This is a genomic window from Deinococcus detaillensis, assembly GCF_007280555.1.
GTDB classification, from domain to species: Bacteria; Deinococcota; Deinococci; order Deinococcales; family Deinococcaceae; genus Deinococcus; species Deinococcus detaillensis.
Map to the genome: position 1 here is coordinate 252,280 of NZ_VKDB01000001.1, position 19,709 is coordinate 271,988.

Consider the following 19,709-nt stretch of genomic DNA (forward strand, 5'->3'; position numbering starts at 1 on the left):
AACAATGGGAAAGAACTGAGCCGGCTTCAGGTTCAAGTCAGGCTCGATGCAGTATGCTCAATGTATGCGAAATGCCTTTTTGCTCGGCTCTTTGGCGCTTGGCCTGAGCGCCTGTTCAGTGACGGTTCAGTCCAACGCGGGCCTCAGCGGCTCGCGCAGCAATCTCATCTCCAGTTTTACGCCCGCACGCGGCGAGGGCAGCACCTACCCGATCGGCAGTCAAGTCAGCTTTAACTTCACCACCCGCACGGCCGGCTACGTCACCCTGATTTCGCTCGATCCCAACGGGCGCGGCAATGTCTTGGTGCGCGGCGCGGCAGTGGGCGCGGGCACGACCACCTTCCCCCGTGCCGAAGACCGCGTGACCTACGACGTGCGCGAGCCTTACGGCCTCCAGCGGGTGCGGGCCATCTTTACCCGCGTGTTACCCACCGTGGACGTGGTGCTGCAAGGCCAGTACAGCGGCGACACTTGGAACACCGTGACCAGCTCTTACCTGCGGCCCTACGCCCTGAATGACCGCGACGTGCAGGAAACTTTTTTCTACATTCGCTGATAGCCAGCAGACCAAGAAGTGCGCCCCTCGGTGACGAGCTGGGCGCATTTTTACCGCGCCGATTTTTGCTGCGCCGAGGCGCTAAGCTGCTGAGATGACCACGCCCCCAGACACCGCGCTCAGCTTCGCCGCCGCCAGTGCGCGGGTAGACGCTTACGTTTCGCAGTTTAAGGAAGGCTACTTTCCGCCGCTGCTGCTGCTGGCCCGTCTCAGCGAGGAAGTGGGCGAGGTGGCCCGCGTCCTCTCGCACGAAAATGGAAAAACACCCAAAGCCGGTGAAGACGTGGGCGATTTGGAGTTGGAATTGGCCGACGCCCTGTTCGTGATGCTGTGTATGACCAACTCGCGCGGCCTGAGCTTGGAGCGCGGCTTTGAGCGGATGATGCAGAAAGTCGAAACGCGCGACGCTCAGCGCTGGACGAAGAAAGAAGCGGCATCGCCCCGCACCTTCTTGACCGATCCGCGTTACCCGGTTGGCCCGATGCCGGTGCCGGGTGAGGTGTCTTTGCAAGCACGCGCCGAGGCGGTGGAAGCCATCCGCGCTTTGCCTGCCGAGTTGCGCTCAGCGGCGGCCAACCTGAGTGACGCCCAACTGGACACCCCCTACCGTGAAGGCGGCTGGACACTGCGCCAGGTCGTTCACCACGTTGCCGACAGCCACCTGAACGCCTACGCCCGCCTCAAATGGGCGCTGACCGAGGAGCGGCCCACCATCAAGCCCTATCAGGAAAGCCAGTGGGCGGGCTTTGCGGATTCGGCCCTGCCTGTAGAAGTCAGTTTGGTGCTGCTCGACAGCCTGCATCAGCGCTGGGTGGCCGTGCTGGAGAGTTTAGACGAAGCGCAGTGGGCGCGTGAGTTCGTGCATCCGGTGAGTGGAGAGGTGCTGAGCGTGGCCCAAGCGGCGCTGCGCTACCAATGGCACGGCCAGCACCACACCGCCCACCTCTTGCGGCTGCGGCAAGCGCAGGGCTGGCCGTTGCGCTAAGTTGGGGGCCGTGAACTACGACGACTTCGCCGATCTCTACGACCACCAGTACGACCTTTACCGCGACGATCTGCATTTTTACGGTGCGCTGGCCGAACGCGTCGGCGGCAAACTGCTGGAAGTTGGAGCGGGCACCGGGCGCGTGACCACCTACTTGGCGCGGCGCGGCGCAGACGTGACCGGCTTGGAGCCGAGCGCCCGCATGTTGGAGCGGGCCAGAGCGCGGGCGGAGCGCGAAAACCTGGTGCTGCATCTGGTGCAAGGTGACGCCAAAACCTTCCAATTAGAAACCCGCTTCGACCTGATCATCGCCCCCTTCAACGCCCTGATGCATCTCTACACCCCCAACGAGCAGTTGCAGGCGCTGGAAAACCTGCGTGCCCACCTGATCCCCGGCGGCCAACTGGTGTTTGATTTGAGCGTGCCGCGCTACGGCCAGCCCGCCACTATGCGGCATGAGGGCGAGACGTTTTATGTCGGCAAGGAGCGCACCGACGTGTTTTTGGTGCAGCGTCTCGACGAAGTCAAGCAGCGCGTGACCACCGATTACTACGTGGATACGGTGAGCGAGAACGGAGCGCTGCGCCGCCGGTTCTTCAGTTTGGAGCAGCGCTACTACACCCGCTACGAAGTGGAATGGCTGCTGCGCTGCGCGGGCTTCGAGTCGCCCCGCGTACAAGGCGGTTTTCAAGGTGGGCCGCTGGAACTGGGCAGCGAAACGATGGTGTTTTTGACGCGGCGTAAGGGGTAAACGCGAAAAAGAGCGAACCGCCCGAGTTCACCCTCTTTCCGCCTAGCGGCTCTATTTCTTTTGCAGCAAGGCAATGTAAGCCTTGAGTGCGGCGGCCTCGCGGCCCTGCTTGAAGGGGTTGAAGGAGCCGCCTGCGGGTGCGCCGCCTGTGCCTGCTTGCCCCGCCTGACCCTGCCGATTTTGCCCGCCAAAGCCGCCGCCCGGCAGGCCCGGAATCCGGATGCCGCCGCCTTGCTGGGCGCTGCCCTGTTTGGCCCGCGCAGCGCGGCGGTCTTCTTGGCGTTTGAGGTCGAGGTCATCCAGCGCCGTGACCTGCTTGTCGGTCAGAATTTTGTCTTCAATTCGGCTGAGCATCTTTGTCGCGTCCGCGCCGCTGATACTGGCCGAGGTTTGCAGCTTTTGCAGCAGCGGCACCAGCTGTTTGGCCTGCGCCTTGGTCACCGCCTGCGCCTTATTTTTTTCGAGTTCAGCCATCAGCGATACGCGGCTGGCGAGATCGAAGACTGGGCGCATGGCCTGAAAGCGGGCACGCTGGGCAGGATCGATTTGGCGCTGCTGGCCGCCCTGCCGCTGAGCGGGTTGGCCTTGCTGGGCAGACGCTGCGCCGAGCAGCAAGGAAGCGGAAATGGTCAGGATTTTGAGGATATTTTTAGGCATCATGAATCTACTCCTTCTTTTAAATCCAATTTGAACACTTGGATAGGTTATGTTTACAGCGGTGCCGTGCAGAAATGGCGAAGAGAGAGCTCACTTATCTTTGAGAAGACTTCTCATTAAAATTGACACATCTTCTAACTTCATCTTCAATTTGAACTGTGCCGATTCTACTCATAACGCAAACTGTCCACCGGATCGAGTTTGGCCGCCTGCGCCGCTGGGTAGTAGCCGAAGAAAATGCCCACCAGAGCGCTGAACAAAAAGGCAATGCCAATCGTGACGGGCGAGAACACCGGAGTGATGCCCGCCAGTGTGCCCAAATAAGCTGCGCCCACGCCCAGCACCAGCCCGATCACGCCGCCGCCCACCGAGAGCACGAAGGCTTCGACCAAAAACTGAGTCAGGATGTCGCGGGGTTTTGCGCCCAGCGCTTTGCGGACGCCGATTTCGCGGGTGCGCTCGGTGACCGACACCAGCATGATGTTCATGATGCCGATGCCGCCGACCAGCAAACTGATTCCGGCGATTGCGCCCACCAGCAGCGTCAGGGTGGTGGTGATGCTGTTCAGGCTCGCCAGCGAGTCGGCCTGATTCTGAATCTGAAAGTCGTCGTTGGCCGAGTCGGTGATTTTGTGGCGGGTTTCCAAGAGAGTGGTAATTTCGCTTTGCAGCGGAGTCAAATCGGCGGCGGTGGTGGCCTGCACATACACGTTGCTGACGGTGGGCTGGCCGCCACTGCGGGTGGTGCTAAAGCGCTGCTGGAAGGTGGACAGCGGCACGATGACTTGCCCGTTGGGGTTGCCGAAGCCGCTGGCTCCCTTGTCGGGCAGCGTGCCGATGACCGTAAACGTCACGTTGCCCAGCCGAACTTTTTGATTGAGCGGATCAGCGCCGCTGAACAAGTCCTGCACCAGCTGATAACCGATGACCGCCACCCGTTTGCGGCCTTTCACGTCCTCGTCGGTGAAGTAACTGCCGGTGGCCAGCGGGCTGTTTCTGACCGTTTCGTAGGCGGGCCAGGTGCCGATGACGGTGGCCTGGGTATTGAGGCTTCCGGCTTTGGCCTGCACGCTGCTCTGGGTGCTGGGAGCCACCCCCGCGATCTTGGCCGAGTCCAGGGCCGCAATCGCCTCGGCGTCTTTGAGGGTAATGGTCTGGCGCGGGCCGCCGCGCACCAGTGAGCCGCCGCCGAAGTTGCCGCGTGCGCTGCCCACCGTCAGGAGGTTGGTGCCCAGCGCTTCTAGGTTTTTGGTGACGCCCGCCGTGCTGCCCGATCCGATGGCGGTCAGCGCGATCACGGCGGCTACGCCGATGATGACGCCCAGCGCCGTGAGCATACTGCGCAGCGGCGAACCCAAAATCGCCCGCCAAGCCACTGTCACTGCGCCGCCCAGGCCCATGCCGCCGCCTGTGCGGGGGCGGTGCTGGCCAGCTGGGGTTTGGCTGATTGGGGTCTGGCTGGGCGGTTGCGGCGCAGTGTCCTTGAGGGGTTGGGTGGTCATAGCATTGCCGCTTGGACGGTAAGCGGGGCCGCCCGTTGGCCGCGCGTGGGGGTCTGGCGCTCGTCTCGCTCGATCACTCCGTCGCGCAGCCGCACCACCCGCTCGGTGTACTCCGCGATGTCATTTTCGTGGGTCACGATCACCACCGTCTTGCCCTCGGCGTGCAGTTCGCCGAACAGGTTCATGACTTCCTCGGAGGTGTGCGAATCCAAGTTGCCGGTCGGCTCGTCGGCCAGCAGCAAGCGGGGTGAGAGGCTCAGCGCCCGCGCCACCGCCACCCGCTGCTTTTGCCCGCCGCTGATCTGCGAGGGCAAGTTCTTGGCTTTGCTCTCCAGCCCGACCCGCCGCAGCACGTTCATGGCGATTTCGCGGCGCTCGGCGGCGGGGTATCCGGCGTAGGTCAGCGGGACTTCGACATTTTCGAGGAGGTTCAGGCGCGGCAGCAGGTGAAACGCCTGAAACACGAAGCCGATCTCTTCGTTTCTGGCCTCGGCCCGCTCATTTTCACTCAGCGCCGTCACGTCGCGTCCGCCCAGCAAGTAGCGGCCCTCGGAAGCGCGGTCGAGGAGGCCGATAATCTGCATCAAGGTGGTCTTGCCGCTGCCCGACGGCCCCATCAGCGCCACCATTTCGCCCACGTTGACCACCAAGTCCACGCCCCGGAGCGCCTCGAACACCACTTCGCCGGTCTGGTAGGTTTTGCGAACGGCGCTGAGATCCAAAACGGGGAGGTCTGAAACGGGAACGCTCACCGTCCACCGCCGAAGCCCCCGACGCCCGGAACGCGGGTGGGGGTGCCCGTCCGCGCCGCGCCTGCGCCGCCAGAGGTGCTGGGCACCGTGTCAGCCGGCAACACCACCACGTCGCCGGCCTTCAGTCCCTCAGTCACGATGATGTTGGTGCCGTCATCGGCTCCGGTGCGGACGCGGGTGCGCTCCGCCGTGCCGTCTGCGGCCTGAAGCTGAACATAGCTGCGCGTTCTGACCGCTTCCACCGCTTTTTTGGGAACCGTCAGGCCCTGAGCTTGGCTCTGGATGATCTCGGCTTCGGCGGTCATGCCGGGGCGCAGGGTGCCTTCAGGATTGGGAAGCTGCACCGTTACCGTGAAGTAAGCGATGCCGGAATCGGTGGTGGCCTGCGGGCTGATCCGAATCACTTTGCCGCTAAAGGTCTGGCCGTCGAGGGCGTCCAAAGTCACGTCTGCTTGTTGGCCCGCTTTGATGGCCCCGATCTCGGTTTCGTCGATCTGTACCGGGAGGTCGATCTGCGAAGCGTCGATCAAGGTGGCGATCACCGTGCCGCCCACGCTGCTGCCGGTGACGCTCTGGCCGCTGCTGACCGGCACCGTCGCCACTGTGCCGGACATCGGGGCATACAACTTGATGCCCGCCTGGGTGGTTTGGGCGTCTTGCAAGCTGACCTGAGCTTGCTGCACCGCCAGTTGGCTGCTGCTGAGATCCTGCTGGGCGCTGAGGGCTTTGGCACTCTGCTGAGCGCGGGCTGAGCTTAGAGCTTGCTGGGCCGTGTTGAGGGCGCTCTGGGCACTTTGCACGCCGAGGCGGGCCGTTTCCAGATCCTGAGCGCTGATGCCGCCCACCGCGTAGATGGTTTGCTGATTGGCGTAGGTCTGCTGGGCAGCGGCGAGGGTGCTCTGGGCGGTGGTCAGGTTCTGCTGGGCGCTGACGACGCTCTGCGCGTCTCCGGCGCGGCTGCTGGCCTGCGACGCCCGCAGCGAAGCGAGCTGCGCCTGGGCTTTTTGCAGCGCGAGTTGGGCGTTTTGCAGGCCGGTGTCGGCGGTCAAGCTGCTGAGTTTGGCGATCAGTTGGCCTTTGGTGACGCTCTGGCCGACCGTGGGCACCAGCGTCAAGGTGCCGCCCGTCGTGGCCGAAACACTGCTGCTGGTGGCCGCCTGTAAAGTGCCCGGCCCGCTGACCGACACCTTGACCTCACCCTCGGCGGCGGTGGCCGTCTGAACGGTGACTACTGGGGTCTGTGCCGTTTTGGTGCGCTGATACCAGTAAGCTCCACCGCCGCCGATCAGCAGGGCCGCCACGATCCACGGCCAAACTCGGCGTGTTTTGCGCTGGGGAGCGGGTCGAGACGCCGCTGTGCTGGGTGTGGACATCGTTTACAGCCTTCCTGATCGAACGGGGCCGTGTCTAGGCGGTCGGGACGCTGGGTTCTGCATACCTGACAGTAAAACCGGAACCCACGAACACCCCGCGCAGGCTTTGTGAAGGTTTGGCGCAGACGCCGCGCCGCTCTGTGCGCCGAACCTTTACACGCTGGATTTAAGATCAGCTCATGAGCGCCCTGATTTTAATCGTAGAAGACGAGCCGCATCTGGCCGAGGTGCTGGAAGCCTACGCCAAGCAAGAAGGCTTCCGCAGCGAACGGGCCGCCGACGGCAACGCCGCTTTGACCCTCTACCGCGCCGCCAAGCCGGATCTGGTGCTGCTCGACATCATGCTGCCCGGCAAAAACGGCCTGGACGTGCTGCGCTCGATTCGCCAAGACGGTGCCACGCCGGTTATTTTGGTGACCGCCCGCGCCGAGGAAAGCGATCACATCGTGGGCCTGGAACTCGGCGCGGACGATTACGTGGTCAAGCCGTTTCGCCCCCGCGAGGTGATGGCCCGCGTGCGGGCGGTGCTGCGCCGCGCTTCCGCCGCGCTGGAATCCGGTGACGCGCCCCTGCGGGTGGGGCCGCTGGAGATAGACCGCCGCGCCGTGACCGCCAGCGTCAGTGGGAAAGAACTGCAACTGACGCCCACCGAGTTTCGCCTGCTTTCGCATCTGGCCGCCGCGCCGGGCCGGGCGTTTAGCCGTGAGGAACTCTTGCAGGCCGCCCTGCCCGACTCCGACGCCTTGGAACGGGTGGTGGACGCCCACCTGGCCGGAGCGAGGCGCAAGCTGGAAGCGGCGGGCGCGGCGGGACTGCTGCACACCGTGCGCGGCGTCGGCTATAGATTGTCCGAAGGGTAAGCGGCTGGCCCGGTTTTCAACTTCTTGCCCAGCCCGCCCACTGCCTAAGACTTTGCCCCAAATGAGGCCAACTCCGCCATGACGCCCAACGCCCAACAAGCCAATCCCGATTCAGCCGCGCCCAGCCGCACTTGGCCCTGGCAGCGCCTGTCGGTGAGCATCATTGCCGCCATGCTGCTGATGATGGCGATCATGGCGCTGAGCTTGGTGGCGGTGTCTAATTACTCGGTGCAGCGGCAATTCGACAACATGCCAGCAGAATTTCGCGCTCAGTTTGACTCGGGTGAACAGGGCGGGCCAAACAACCAGACCAACCCCATTCAAAACCGCCCCACCAACACTGGCGACGTGGGGCGCAAACTCGCGCAGGGCGTGACCCAATCCTATTTCATGCTGGTGCCGTCTGTGGCTGCTGGGCCAGCTTCTGCGCTTGGCTCAGTGTCCCCGCGCCTCAGCCGGAGCGAGCGAATCCGGCGTGAATTGCTGAACAACCTCATCTGGGCAGTGGGGATTTCGGGCGTGGTGGCCGTTCTGATCGGGGCGCTGCTGGCCCGCTTGATTGCCCGTCCGGTGGCTGAAGTCTCCGGAGCCGCGCAACTCGTGGCCAGCGGAGACCTCTCGGCCCGCGCCCGGCAGTGGCCCGGCAACGCTGAGCTGATCCATTTGACCCGCAACTTCAATCAGATGGCCAGCGGCTTGGAACTCCTTGAGCGCGAACGCCGCGAGATGATCGCCGACATCGCCCACGAACTGCGTACCCCGCTGGCCGTGGTGCAGGCCCGCCTCGACGCTTTTGAAGACGGCGTGCTGGAACCCACCCCGCAGGAACTGGCCCTGATGTCGACTCAAATTGGCCTGCTGACCCGCTTGGTGAGCGATCTGCGGACGCTGTCGCTGGCCGAGGCGGGCCGCTTGCCGCTGCAACTCGCGCCGCTGGATTTGTCGGCGCTGACCTCACGTATCGGGCAGTCTTTTGTCAGCAAAGCGCAGGCGGCGGGCATTGCCCTGCACCTGACGACTTCGGCGGGTGAGCTGCCGATCCAAGCCGACCGTGACCGCTTGGGGCAAGTCTTGGTCAATTTGCTCGAAAATGCCCTGCGCTACACCCCGCCCGGCGGCCAAGTCAGTGTTTCGGTGCGTGCCACATCCAGAGGCACAGACGCGGCCCAGGCCGTGCTGAGCGTGCGCGACTCCGGCCCCGGCTTTCCGGCGGGCAGCGAACGGCAGGTCTTCACCCGCTTTTTTAGGGCCGACGAAAGCCGGACCCGCGATTCGGGCGGCAGCGGACTGGGGCTGGCGATTGTGGCCGCCATCATCGGTGCACATGGCGGCGCGGTGACGGCCCGCAACGCGCTGAGCGGCGGCGCGGAAGTGGAAGTCCGGCTGCCGCTGCATGAAGAAGCGCCCAGCGAGTGGAGCGAGGCGCTGGCTTCGTCCGGCGCAGGCTCTACACTCTGAAGCGATGCTGCTGAGCTTAGACTGGGACGCTTATTCGGGTTGCCGAGCACTGGTGTTCGACGCGCCGATTTGGGGCACGCCCGACCGCGAGCATGACCGCTTGGCGGCTTGGCAGGCCCGCGCTCTCAAACGCGATGCGCAGGCGCGGGAGTGGGAGGTGCTGGAGGCCGATTTTCCGCTGTATCCCGGTTGGCGAGACTGGGCGCAGTACGCCGGCCTTCCCGTCTCGGTGTGCTGGAGTCACGCCCACGCTTGGCGGTGGCTGGAGCAGTTTCCGGGCCGTGAAGTGCTCAACATCGACAGCCACCACGATCTGTACTCGCTCAGCGGCGACCCCGCCAAGCTGCGCCCCGGCAACTGGGCGGGCCTAGGTTTGGTGGCAAACCTGATTTCGCACTACCGCGTGCAGTACCCGGCGTGGCATGGGGAAGTGCCGGTGGCCGAGGGGCACGACCTTGAGCGCACGCTGGCCGAACTCCGCCCACATTTGAGTCAGGGGGTGCGGAGCCACCTAAGCCTCAGCCGCGCCGATACCCTCCCCCCGAAGCATGAAGTCGAGGCGCTGCTGCTGGTGCAGTCACCGTCTTGGAGCAGTCCAGCACATGACGCGGCGTTCTCGGCGTTGGCAAAGGCGCTGGACGCAAAGCCCATCAGCCAACCATTTGTGCGAAACTGGCCCAACTCCTTACCGCAACTCTAGACAGAGGAGCTGAGCTCATCGCTCGAAGTTGCTCCGTTGGCCGTTTTTTTCTCGCCGCTTCCGAGGTTTTTGGATGGTTTGTCGTCTGTACAGGTCGCTATGACTGCCGCTCGTTCCTCCAGCGCTCTTTATTACCAAGTGGGCGTCTTTGGGCTGATTCGCAGCAAAGACACTTACCTGACCGTCACGCCGCATCAGCCGGTTTTGCCGGGCGCGGTGCAGTTGCCGGGGCTGCTGCTGACCAGTCCCAGCGGCGCGGGCCTGGCTGAGTCGGGGCTGCGCCGCGCCCTGCTCTCTCAGGTGGGTTTGGCGGTCAGTGCGTTGTCGGTGGTCGCCAGCTTTGCCGTGCGGCTGCCGGAAGGCGACTCGCGCCTGAGCCTGATTTTTGGCAGCGAGTACGTCTCGGGCATTCTCAATCCCAGCTCGGAAGTGCTCGGCGCACAGTGGCTTGACCCCGAGGAGCTTCGCCGCGCCGGCGCTCCGCAGTGGCTTTTTGCCGCCATCCGTGAATACGAAGCGTTTCACGGCACGCCGCCGAGCGGAGGTGAAGAGCGCCCGCGCCGGGTGGGGTTGCGCTCTATTTTGGGTCGCCGTAGCGAGTAAAGGAATTTTTAGCCGCCTCGAAGCCAGTTCCATACCGCTGCCCGCGCCAGTGGCCTAAAGCCGAAACTCTGTACGGCGGGAGCCTGAACGTCCTGTGCGGTATAAGGGTTATAGAGGGCCAAGTGCAAATCCGGACTCGCGCCCGTGAGGGCGGTTTGGCGGTGGCGGTGGGCCGTGATGAGCACCAAGAGGCGGCCTTCTTGCTCGGCCTGCGCCCGCAACTCAGCCCAGTTCAGCGCCGACGGATCGTCGTAGGCGTGCAACTTGACCGCGTACCACTCGGCCAGCTCGCCCGCCAACGTCTGGGCCTCCACGCTGGCCTCGCTGACATTTTCGCGCTGGGCTTTGGCTTGGGCAACCACCAGCAGCGGCTGACCCACCGCCACTGGCTGGGGGTTGCCCACAAAAGTCAGGCCCCGCGCCCAGGCCTCGCCGAACAGCTTTTCATCTTCTTGCTCCTGTTTATTTTGCTCGACTTTCGCTGGAAAGCGCCGCGCCAAATCCGAGAGCCTTCCGAGTTTGTCTTGCACCTCCAAACCGGCTTCCAGCGCTTCCCGCACGGCTTTGAGGGTAGCTTCTTGCACCTCCCGCCGCCCCAGCGCCATAACCATATCGGCTCCGGCGCTCAGGCTCAGCACCGCCGCCTCGCCGCGCCCGTAGTGGGAGTCAATCGCCTGCATCCCCATGCTGTCGGTAATAATCACGCCGCCGTAGTGCCACTCGCCTCGCAGGAGTCCAGTCAGAATGGGCCGCGACAGAGTGGCCGGATGCTCGGCGTCGAGCGCGTCGTAAACGATGTGGGCCGTCATCACGGCGGGGGCGTCGGTGAGGCAAGCCTTAAACGGAGCGAGTTCCAGCGCCTCCAACTCGGCGCGGAATTTGCCGACCCTCGGCAGGGCGCGGTGCGAGTCTTGGTGGGTGTCGCCGTGTCCGGGGAAATGTTTGACGCAGCCCGCCACGCCTGTCCGCCTCAGGCCGCGCAGGGCCGCCGCGCCTTGCTGGGCCACCAAATCCGGCGACGCTCCAAACGAGCGCTCGGCGATCACCGGATTGTCAGGGTTCACGTTCACGTCCAGCACTGGAGCGAAATTCCAGTTGATGCCCACTGAGCGTAGTTGCCGCCCCGCCGCCGCCGAAACGTCTTCGGTGAGTTGCAGGTCACCCGCTTGGCCGAGGCTCATGGCGCTGGGCGGCGCGGGCCAAAAGGTGGGCCGTACAATCGCGCCGCCCTCGTGGTCAATGGCGATCAGGGCTTCTTCGCCCATAACGGCCCGCAACTCGGCGCAGAGCTGGCGGAGTTGTGCTTGGCTCTCCACATTTTTACCGAAGAGGCACACGGCCCGGATTCCGTTTACGCGCAAATATTCGGCGGTGTCCACGTCTAAGCGCGGGCCGGGAATGTCCACCATCAGCAGGGCACCGGCTTGGGGAGGGGTAGAAGGAGTCATGGCAGCAGGCTAGCAAAATGCGCCGCAGTGGGCGCATTCGGATTGGTTGGGGTTGTATGAACCGCCGCGCTCAGTTGGTACAGCGTTTGGCGCTGTAGAGGCGGTTGAGGGTGCCGATGCGTTCGTCGGCTGCCCGCTGGACTTGGTCGTTGGTGTACTCGTTGGCCACCACGCCCGGCAAGAAGAGGATGGCCCAGGCGATGTTTTGTCCGCTCAGTCCTCGGTTCTTTCCGGCTTCCGTGCGGGCCGACTCGGCGCGGCCAATTTCCGACCTGATTTCATTGCACGACAAATCAGCGTCGGGCTTGCGTGAATTGGGATTGTAGCGGGGAGCGCAGGAAGCCAGCATTAACGAGGCGGTCAGCAGCAAGACAACTTGTTTCATGGATGTTCCTCCGCTCCTCTGATAGCACACACCCAGCCGGTTCGCTGGTAATTTACGGCTTTAGAGCATTTGTCCGAATAGAATAGATGGATGAGCAAAAAGCACGCTCATCCATCCATCCTCCCAAATGCTTTCTCTATTCCACTCCCGTTGGTCGGTCAAAAAAGAGCCTCTTTTTTGACAAATGCTTTAGTTTGCCCTCACCCACAAAGCCCCGCTCGGCCCCAAGGTCACGCCGGGGCGGGGTGCCGGGTTGCCGCGCAGCGCCGAGAGGGGCGGCAGGCTGGCTAGAGCCGTTTCCAGTATCAAATTGGCCAAGTGCATCCCGAGGCAAACGCGCTCGCCGCCGCCGAACGGCAGATAACTCCAGGCCGGGGGCCTAAATCCGGCTTGCCAGCGCTGCGGCCAGAACTCGCCCGCCCGCTCCCAGCGCGTGGCGTCGCGCCCGCTCAGGTAAGGGCTGTAGAGCGCCAGTGCGCCTTTAGGCAGCCGCACGCCCTCGAACTCGCTGTCTTGGGTCAGGCGGCGGCTGCCCATCCAGCCTGGCGGATACAGCCGCAAAGTTTCTTTGATGACGGTGGAATGACGCTCGGGGGTGTGCCACTCTGGAAACTGGGCCAGGTGCCAGGCCGCCCAAGCCAGCGTGTGGGTGGTGGTGTCGTGGCCCGCCGCCAGCGAAATCCTTGCTTCGCGCACGCCGCCGGGGAGCTTGGCGAGCAGTGCCAGCAGATCGTCGCCACCCTGAGTGAATTGGCGCTGAGTCAGTCTCCGCTGGGCCAGCCGCCCCAGCTCGGCGTCGAAGCGGGCGAACAGCAGCGGGCGCGGATAAGCCGGAGTCGGAAAAGGAAAGCGCAGCGGCGCGAGAAAAGCGTGCAGCAGCTTGTCTGGAAACTCGCCGCTGAAATACGCCGCATTGAGCATCGCCAGCACTGCGCCGTCAGCCCACTGGAGGGCGTCGAACTCAGCCTTAAAAAATTGGGCGTTGAACTCCCGCAGGGCTGACTCAATCCGCGTTTTGAGCGTCTCCAAGTGCGCCTTGCCAAACCCCGGATTCATCAGTTGGCGGCGCGGGCCGTGTCCCGGTGCGTCGGTCAGGATGATCCCGCCGGCCAAGTAAGGCACCACTGCCGAGAAGCCGCCCGCGCTGGCAAAGGTGGTCAAGTCGGTCAGCACGCGCTTGTTCCAAGCTGGCGAGTAACCGACCACCGTCTTGAGGCCGAGCTGAAGTCCGAACAGTTCACCCAACGCCGCGCCTTCCTCGATCAGTTCCAGTGGTTGGCCGCCCCAGCGCTGCAAGTGGCCGGAGAAAGGCAGGGCGCGGGGACGCGGCAAGTCGCTGAGATTCAAGCCCCGCTCACTTGCCCACTAAGGTCGTCGTAGGGCAGCCCCAAAACCTGTCCCGCGCCGTTCCAGCCGCTCAGCAGCGAGAGCGGCACGCCGCCGCCGGGATGCACCGTGCCGCCGACTTGCACCAGATTGCGGGCCGCCGTATATGTCCAGCCGGGGCGCAGGCTGCCCAACAGACCGTGCGGAGCTGCGCCGTAAATCGCGCCGCCCATCCCGGTCAGGGCGTAGAGGGCCGGATCGAGCGGCAGCCAACTGCTGACTGGCAAGGCTGCGCCGTACTTCTCTGCGTAGCGGGCCTGCAAGTTGTCCAAGAGGGCCGCGCCGTAAGTGTAAGGATCGGCGACGATATTGGGATTGGGCGGCGCGTTGATCAGCAAGAAAGCCCGCTGGCCGTCGAGGTGCAGGTACAGCGCCGGATCGCTGGGCAGCTTACCGAGAGCGATATCGCGCCATTCCTGCCGGTACTCCGCCGGAAAAAACAGGTGGTGGGCGCGGCCCACGTCGCGCTCCAGCCGCAGCTGCAGGGCAAAGCCGCTGATGCCGCGCGGCGCTTTTTCTGGTGGCAGCCCCAGCCACTTGGCGGTGGTGGCGTGGTCGGCGGCGCTGACCCACTGCTCGGCGCTGTACGCTCCCTGATCGGTGTGCGCCCCGATAATCTGGCGGCCAGAGCGCAGCAGGTGCTTGACCGTCACGCCGTACTCGAATCTCACGCCGAGTTGCTCAGCTTCCTCGCCCAATCGGGCCGCCAACGCTCCCAGGCCCCCCGACGGCCCTTCGCCCAAATGCCACACCCCCATACCCAGTTCGACCCAGGCGATGTTGTGCAGCACGGCGGGAGCTTTGTAAGGATTGGCTCCCAAGTAAGTGGCAAAGCGCAGCCAGAAGGGCGTCAGCAGCGGGCCACTTTGCACCAGTTGCGCCAGGCTTTTCAGCGGCGCGGCGCGGCGGCCCTTGGTGAGCGCGTAGCGGGCCAGCTGAACTCGGCTGGGCGGCGGGCCAAACAAAAACGTGGGCGCGGCGTCTTGGTACATTTGGCGCGAGACATCCAGCAACCGGCGGTACTGGCTCGCCTCGCTGCGGCTGAGCTGCGCCAGTGTGCTGTCCAAGTTGCCCGCCACGTTCAGCGCTTCGGGGGCAAAGGTGCGCCCAGAGAGCTTGCCCGCGTAGTGGTAGGTGGTGGTGGGCCGCGCCGGCGTCAGCAGCGGCTGGGCCCACTCGAGGCGCTGATACAGCCCCCGGAAGATGTCGGGCATGGTCACGACGCTGGGGCCGCTGGAAAAGTCTGTCCAGCCCAGCGCCGCTTTGCCGCCGGGGCGCTCCAAGCGGTCAAGCACCGTGACTGACGCTCCGGCCCGTGCCAGCCGCAGCGCCGCCGCCAGCCCCGCAAAGCCTGCGCCGAGAACGATGGTACTGGGAGGCCGAGAACGCGTCATGCTTGAAAAGATACACGGCTGGGCGCTTTGTTCGGCGATACCAACTGAGCTGGGCTTACAAATGGTGGCCTGCCCGCTCTGCGCCTATTCGAATGAAAGCGCTGTGTAGGGCGCTGTTTGGCCGCTCAACCTGGAAGTCAGCGTGAAATTTGTCATACTTCTGTGTGAACGGCTTTTGTAAGGTTGGCAAGCAGAATACAGCTCTGCTGACGTCTGGGACGGTTGTAAGCGGGACAGGGGTGAGCGGTCTGGCCGAGTCCAGTCGAGTGAGGGTAGAGAGAAGCTGATGTTTCCTGATTTCCGAAAATTTTCTTCTTCCGCTGCTGCGCTGACGCCCCGGCAGGCGTCCCGCGTTTTTTCGTGGACGCGCTTCATGATTTTGCTGGCGCTGCTCCTGATCTTGGTCGGCAGCATGAGCGCCGTGCTGTGGGCCAACCGGCGCAGCGGTGAAGCCATCCTCAAAGCGCAGGCGCGGGACGGGTTGATGCAGCTTGTGCGCGTGACCGGCGACAACGTGGGCGCTTACCTGCAAACCGCTTTGCAGATCGTGAGCATCAACCGCTCGCTGATTTTGTCGGGGCAGCTCGATGTCAGCAGCAGCGCCGATGTCACGCTGACGTTCAACACCATGCTGTACGCCATCAAGCAGCTCGACGGCGTGCTGCTCGGCCATACCGACGGGCGTTTTGAATATGTGCGGCGCGGCGGCAGTGGGCTTTACATCAAGGTCATCGAGCGGGGCGGACAAAACCGCAGCGAGGTGACCCAGCTCGACGCCGAGAACCGGGTGGTGTCCCGGGTCACGGCGGCAGATCCCTACGACCCGCGCACCCGACTTTGGTACAAGCTGGCGCTCGAAAAACCGGGTCAGAGCGTTTGGACGCCGCCTTACGTGTTCGCCTCATCGCAGTTGCCCGGCGTCACGGTGGCCACTGCCCTGATTGCCCCCGGCGGCATGCGGGTGGTCGTCGGCACCGATGTCCGGCTCAGCGGCCTCGTGCAGCTTCTCGAAAACCTCAAGCTGACACCCGGAGGCCGCGCCTTTATCACCGACAGTCAGGGCCACGCCATCGCGACCTCAAGAGCTTGGCCGCGTGACGTGCAGGGACGGGTGCCGACGCTGAGAGAAGTCGGTGATCCGGCGCTGGGAGCCCTTTTAGAAGGCGGCGCTTTGCTGAGCCTCCAAAAAAATGCCGAGCTGACCCGCCGTTACAGCGTGGGCAACGAAGCCTACTCGGCGGTGCTGCACCGGGTCGAAGTGCAGCCGGGCGTGTACTGGGTGGTCGGTGTCTACGCGCCTGACCGTGATTTTGTCAGCGACCTGAGCGGGGTGGCCCGCCAGCAACTGATTCTCACGGCGGCCCTGATCCTCCTGACCATCTTGGTGGCTTGGCCGCTGGCCTTCAGCGCCACCCAACCCTTGGCCGCGCTTCAGCGCCAAGCCAGCACCGACGCCCTGACCGGTCTGCGCAACCGCGCCAGCTTTTTGGCGCAACTCGCCGAGGACTTGGGAAGAAAAACCCTGAGCGCTACCGAATTGGGTGTGGCGATTCTCGACCTCGACAGCTTCAAGGCCATCAACGACACGTTCGGACACGGGGTTGGCGACGAAGTGTTGCAGGCGTTCAGCACCTTTTTGCTGGCGGCGACGTTGCCCGGCGACACGGTAGGGCGTTTGGGCGGCGACGAATTTGCGCTGCTCCTGCGCGGCCCGAATCAGGCCGAGGTGCGTCTGCGTTTGGAAGGCCTCTTGGAACAGCTGGCCTCGAAGCCGCTGGAAGTTCGGGGAGTCAGCCGCGAGCTTCAGGCGACGGCGGGCCTGGTCTTCCACGCGCCTCAAGCGGCGGCCACGCACTTGGCCCGCAGCCGCGAGCAACTGGCCAGTCATCTGCTGGCCCGCGCCGACGCCGCGCTGATCGGCGGCAAGCGGCTGGAGAAGGGCCGCGTGTGGGTCGGTGACGAAGTCGAGCGCTGAGGTCAAGGTGAGGTCAACGCCCCGAATTTAGGCCGCTGAAGTCAGCGCCGAAATGGGGAAAGTCGGCCTGTCATCTGGCACTCGGTGATGGAGCGCTAAGCGCCGTGGTCGCTTTGCTCTAATCAAACCGCCGGACGAAATGGTGTATCTTGTGTCTTGAAGTAGACGGGCTACAATATGTAGTACCGGATACACCGAGATCTTCCCAAAGCCTGAGCCGGAACGAAACTCAATCCGGCGTTGCCATGCTTTGAGAAGCTTACACGTTTTGCCCGCCGTTTGCCCGCCCGCGCCAGGAGTGTCGATGTCCATCCCTTTAACCTCAACTCAGTGCCGAGGCTATGCACAGGCGCTTTCTCCCTTGCCGCTGGCTTGGACGGCCTGCTGATGCAGCTCGTCTACGATTCGCTGACCGGCAATGTCCGCCGCTTCGCTGAAGATGTGTCGCGGCAGCTCGGCGGAATGCCGCTGTTCGCCGTCAGCAAAGCCCAAGACTTGCCTGACGACGATTATTTGCTGCTGACCTACACCTTCGGCACCGGAGGTGTGCCGGCCAGCACCCAGGCGTTTTTGCAACAGCGGGCAGCGGGGCTACGCGGCGTGGTTTCGAGCGGTTCGTTTCACTGGGGCCAGAACTTCGCCCGCGCCGCCGACGTGATCGCTGGGCAGTACGGTGTGCCGGTGGTCGCCAAAGTCAATAAAGCGGGCAGCGCCGCCGACCGGATGCGGGTGCTGGCGTGGATCAATGAGCAGGAAGAACGAGCCGGAAATAGCAAAGACGTGGAGGATGTGAACTGATGGAACGCTGGATTGAACTCAACAACAAAGTGATCGCCGGAAATGTGGTGCAGCCTCAACATGACAGCGAAGCGCTGCAAGTCTACTTTCAGGAGAAAGTCAACCCCAATACAGTCTTTTTTCATGATTTGAAAGAAAAAATCCGGTATTTGACCGATCATGGCCTCTGGGACGCAACGCTTTTTGAGCGCTACAGTGCCGAAGAAGTGCGCTCAGTCTTTGAACGCGCTTACAGCTATAAATTCCGTTTCAAGAGCTTTATGGGGGCCAGCAAGTTTTACAACGAGTACGCCACCATGACGCCGGACCGGAGCCGCTGGCTGGAGCGTTACGAAGACCGGATGGCCATCACGGCGCTGGCCCGTTCGGAGAGCGCGGATGAAGCGCTGGAACTCGTCCACCATTTGGTCAACCAAACGTTTACGCCCGCCACGCCCACGCTGATGAATTCCGGCAAAGCCAACACTGGGCGCTTGGTGAGCTGCTTTTTGCTGCAAGACTGCACCGACAACTTGGATTCAATTACCAAAACGCTGTCGTTCGTAGCCGAACTCAGCAAGGGCGGCGGCGGCATCGGGGTGGAGGTCAGCAACTTGCGGGCACGCGGCGAGAGCTTGCGCGGCATTCAAAATGTCACCAAAGGCGTGCTGGGCGTCGCCAAGATGCTCGACAACATGCTGCGCTACGCCGATCAAGCTGGGCAGCGGCCCGGAGCTGGGGCAATCTATCTCAACGTCATGCACGCCGACTTTCTGGACGTGCTGAGCGCCAAGAAAATCGCTTCCGACGAGGATTCCCGCCTCAAAACCCTCAGCGTCGGCGCGACCATTCCCGATATTTTCATGGAAAAAGCGCGGCTGGGCGAGGACATTTTTCAGTTTTACCCGCATTCGCTCTGGCAAGAAACCGGAAAAGAGTTCAGCGACATCGACTGGACACGCGACTACCAAGCGCTGGCCGACAACGCCAATATCCGCAAGAAGCGCGTCTCGGCCCGCCGGGTGCTGGAAGACATCGCCGTGACGCAGGGCGAGAGCGGCTATCCGTATTTGCTGTTCGAAGGCAATGCCAACCGCGCCAACCCGATTGCCAACGTCGGCAGCATCAAAATGAGCAACCTCTGCTCCGAGATTTTGCAGCCCACCTTGCCCAGCTACTTTCACGCCTACGGCCAGGAAGCCAAAGACCGCATTGGGCTGGACGTGTCGTGCAACCTGTCATCACTGGTGATCGAGCAGACCATGAACAGCGGCGACATCGGGCGGGTGGTATCGGCGGCCATTGGCCTGCTCGACAACGTGGCCCGCTCGACCAGCGTCACTGAAGTTCCCGCCGTCAAGCGGGCCAACGACGAGATGCGCTCGATTGGTTTGGGCGCAATGGGCCTGCACTCGTTTCTGGCGGGCAAGGAACTCGTCTACGGCAGCGCCGAGGCACTAGAGTTCGTGGACGTGTTTTTTGCGGCGGTGCATTACCACGCCCGCAAAGCCAGCATGCAGATCGCCCGTGACACCGGCTTCGTCTTCAAAGGGTTTGAAGGCAGCCGCTATCAGTCCGGCAAGCATTTTGCCCAGTATCTAGAGCGCGAATTTGTGCCGCACACTGCCGAAGTCACCGCTCTGTTTGAAAGCCACGCGCTGCCCAGCCGCAATGACTGGCAGCAGCTCGTCAGCGATATCAAGCAGCACGGTCTGGCGCACTCGTTCGTGATGGCGGTTGCGCCCACCGGCAGCATCAGCTATGTCTCGCACGCCAGCGCCAGCATCATGCCGATCACCGAGCGCGTAGAAACCCGCACCAGCAACAAAGCCCGCACCATTTACCCGATGCCGCACCTGTCGCCGGATACCGAGTGGTATTACGAGGAAGCCTACGACATGGATCAGCGCCGGGTATTAGACACGGTGGCTGCCGCCCAAAAGCACGTGGATCAGGGAATCAGTTGCACGTTGTTTGTGCCGAGCACCACCAGCACCCGCGCCCTGCAAGCGTATTACCTGTATGCCTACCGACTGGGCATCAAAACGCTGTATTACACCCGGATGCGCAAAACCAACTTGGAAGAGTGCTTGAGCTGCGTCGTTTAATTTCCTCTTCCTAACCTTACTTGAATCTCTAAGGAGTAT

18 protein-coding genes are annotated in these 19,709 nt (G+C 63.3%); 10 read left to right on the plus strand and 8 right to left on the minus strand.

Going from position 1 to position 19,709, the window contains the following annotated elements; genetic code table 11:
- Positions 1 to 64 precede the first annotated feature (64 nt).
- The 3 genes from FNU79_RS01315 (at position 65) to FNU79_RS01325 (ending at position 2,292) form a co-directional block, all read left to right on the plus strand.
- Positions 65 to 556, plus strand: coding sequence for a DUF4384 domain-containing protein (locus tag FNU79_RS01315; protein ID WP_143719109.1), 492 nt, complete (start codon positions 65 to 67; stop codon positions 554 to 556).
- 94 nt (positions 557 to 650) lie between these two features.
- Positions 651 to 1,541 carry a YfiT family bacillithiol transferase gene (locus tag FNU79_RS19720; protein WP_143719110.1) on the plus strand — a complete coding sequence of 297 codons (891 nt, stop codon included), beginning with the start codon at positions 651 to 653 and terminating at the stop codon, positions 1,539 to 1,541.
- 10 nt (positions 1,542 to 1,551) lie between these two features.
- On the plus strand, positions 1,552 to 2,292 hold the full coding sequence (locus FNU79_RS01325) for a class I SAM-dependent methyltransferase (RefSeq protein WP_143719111.1): 741 nt from the start codon (positions 1,552 to 1,554) through the stop codon (positions 2,290 to 2,292).
- 51 nt (positions 2,293 to 2,343) lie between these two features.
- Here the strand turns inward: FNU79_RS01325 and FNU79_RS01330 are convergent, their stop codons facing one another.
- The 4 genes from FNU79_RS01330 to FNU79_RS01345 all read right to left on the minus strand — a co-directional run bounded on the left by FNU79_RS01330 (position 2,344) and on the right by FNU79_RS01345 (position 6,576).
- A complete protein-coding gene (locus FNU79_RS01330) occupies positions 2,344 to 2,952 on the minus strand; it encodes a hypothetical protein (protein ID WP_143719112.1) in 609 nt (202 codons plus the stop codon).
- 164 nt (positions 2,953 to 3,116) lie between these two features.
- Entirely contained in the window at positions 3,117 to 4,451 is a 1,335-nt protein-coding gene (locus FNU79_RS01335) for an ABC transporter permease (RefSeq protein WP_143719113.1), read from the minus strand.
- Positions 4,448 to 5,203: an ABC transporter ATP-binding protein gene (locus FNU79_RS01340; RefSeq protein ID WP_143719114.1), complete on the minus strand. Its 756-nt coding sequence runs from the start codon at positions 5,201 to 5,203 to the stop codon at positions 4,448 to 4,450. The genes FNU79_RS01335 and FNU79_RS01340 overlap by 4 nt, the downstream gene beginning before the upstream one ends.
- Entirely contained in the window at positions 5,200 to 6,576 is a 1,377-nt protein-coding gene (locus tag FNU79_RS01345) for an efflux RND transporter periplasmic adaptor subunit (protein WP_143719115.1), read from the minus strand. The genes FNU79_RS01340 and FNU79_RS01345 overlap by 4 nt, the downstream gene beginning before the upstream one ends.
- Positions 6,577 to 6,755: 179 nt before the next feature.
- Between FNU79_RS01345 and FNU79_RS01350 the strand changes: the two genes are divergently transcribed.
- The 4 genes from FNU79_RS01350 (at position 6,756) to FNU79_RS01365 (ending at position 10,197) form a co-directional block, all read left to right on the plus strand.
- The gene (locus tag FNU79_RS01350; RefSeq protein ID WP_143719116.1) at positions 6,756 to 7,436 is read left to right on the plus strand and encodes a response regulator; all 681 of its coding nucleotides are present in this window, start codon (positions 6,756 to 6,758) and stop codon (positions 7,434 to 7,436) included.
- A gap of 78 nt (positions 7,437 to 7,514) precedes the next feature.
- Positions 7,515 to 8,894: a sensor histidine kinase gene (locus tag FNU79_RS01355; RefSeq protein ID WP_143719117.1), complete on the plus strand. Its 1,380-nt coding sequence runs from the start codon at positions 7,515 to 7,517 to the stop codon at positions 8,892 to 8,894.
- A gap of 4 nt (positions 8,895 to 8,898) precedes the next feature.
- Positions 8,899 to 9,594, plus strand: a complete 696-nt coding sequence (locus FNU79_RS01360) for an arginase (RefSeq protein ID WP_143719118.1) — start codon at positions 8,899 to 8,901, stop codon at positions 9,592 to 9,594.
- A gap of 99 nt (positions 9,595 to 9,693) precedes the next feature.
- Complete coding sequence (locus tag FNU79_RS01365; RefSeq protein ID WP_124870234.1) at positions 9,694 to 10,197, plus strand: NUDIX hydrolase; 504 nt, start codon at positions 9,694 to 9,696, stop codon at positions 10,195 to 10,197.
- Between the two features lie 8 nt (positions 10,198 to 10,205).
- Here the strand turns inward: FNU79_RS01365 and FNU79_RS01370 are convergent, their stop codons facing one another.
- The 4 genes from FNU79_RS01370 to FNU79_RS01385 form a co-directional block, all read right to left on the minus strand.
- Positions 10,206 to 11,645, minus strand: coding sequence for a glycoside hydrolase family 3 protein (locus FNU79_RS01370; RefSeq protein WP_225429804.1), 1,440 nt, complete (start codon positions 11,643 to 11,645; stop codon positions 10,206 to 10,208).
- 70 nt (positions 11,646 to 11,715) lie between these two features.
- On the minus strand, positions 11,716 to 12,030 hold the full coding sequence (locus FNU79_RS01375) for a hypothetical protein (RefSeq protein ID WP_143719119.1): 315 nt from the start codon (positions 12,028 to 12,030) through the stop codon (positions 11,716 to 11,718).
- Between the two features lie 189 nt (positions 12,031 to 12,219).
- Positions 12,220 to 13,377: a cytochrome P450 gene (locus tag FNU79_RS01380; RefSeq protein ID WP_143719120.1), complete on the minus strand. Its 1,158-nt coding sequence runs from the start codon at positions 13,375 to 13,377 to the stop codon at positions 12,220 to 12,222.
- Positions 13,374 to 14,810, minus strand: a complete 1,437-nt coding sequence (locus FNU79_RS01385) for a phytoene desaturase family protein (RefSeq protein WP_143719121.1) — start codon at positions 14,808 to 14,810, stop codon at positions 13,374 to 13,376. The genes FNU79_RS01380 and FNU79_RS01385 overlap by 4 nt, the downstream gene beginning before the upstream one ends.
- 286 nt (positions 14,811 to 15,096) lie before the next feature.
- Here FNU79_RS01385 and FNU79_RS01390 point away from each other — a divergent pair, with 286 nt between their 5' ends.
- From FNU79_RS01390 to nrdE, 3 genes are all read left to right on the plus strand, one after another.
- Positions 15,097 to 16,785: a sensor domain-containing diguanylate cyclase gene (locus FNU79_RS01390; RefSeq protein ID WP_143719122.1), complete on the plus strand. Its 1,689-nt coding sequence runs from the start codon at positions 15,097 to 15,099 to the stop codon at positions 16,783 to 16,785.
- 330 nt (positions 16,786 to 17,115) lie between these two features.
- A complete protein-coding gene (locus FNU79_RS01395; protein WP_225429805.1) occupies positions 17,116 to 17,583 on the plus strand; it encodes a class Ib ribonucleoside-diphosphate reductase assembly flavoprotein NrdI in 468 nt (155 codons plus the stop codon).
- The gene (gene nrdE, locus FNU79_RS01400; RefSeq protein ID WP_143719123.1) at positions 17,583 to 19,670 is read left to right on the plus strand and encodes a class 1b ribonucleoside-diphosphate reductase subunit alpha; all 2,088 of its coding nucleotides are present in this window, start codon (positions 17,583 to 17,585) and stop codon (positions 19,668 to 19,670) included. Before FNU79_RS01395 ends, nrdE begins: the two co-directional genes overlap by 1 nt.
- Positions 19,671 to 19,709 lie beyond the last annotated feature (39 nt).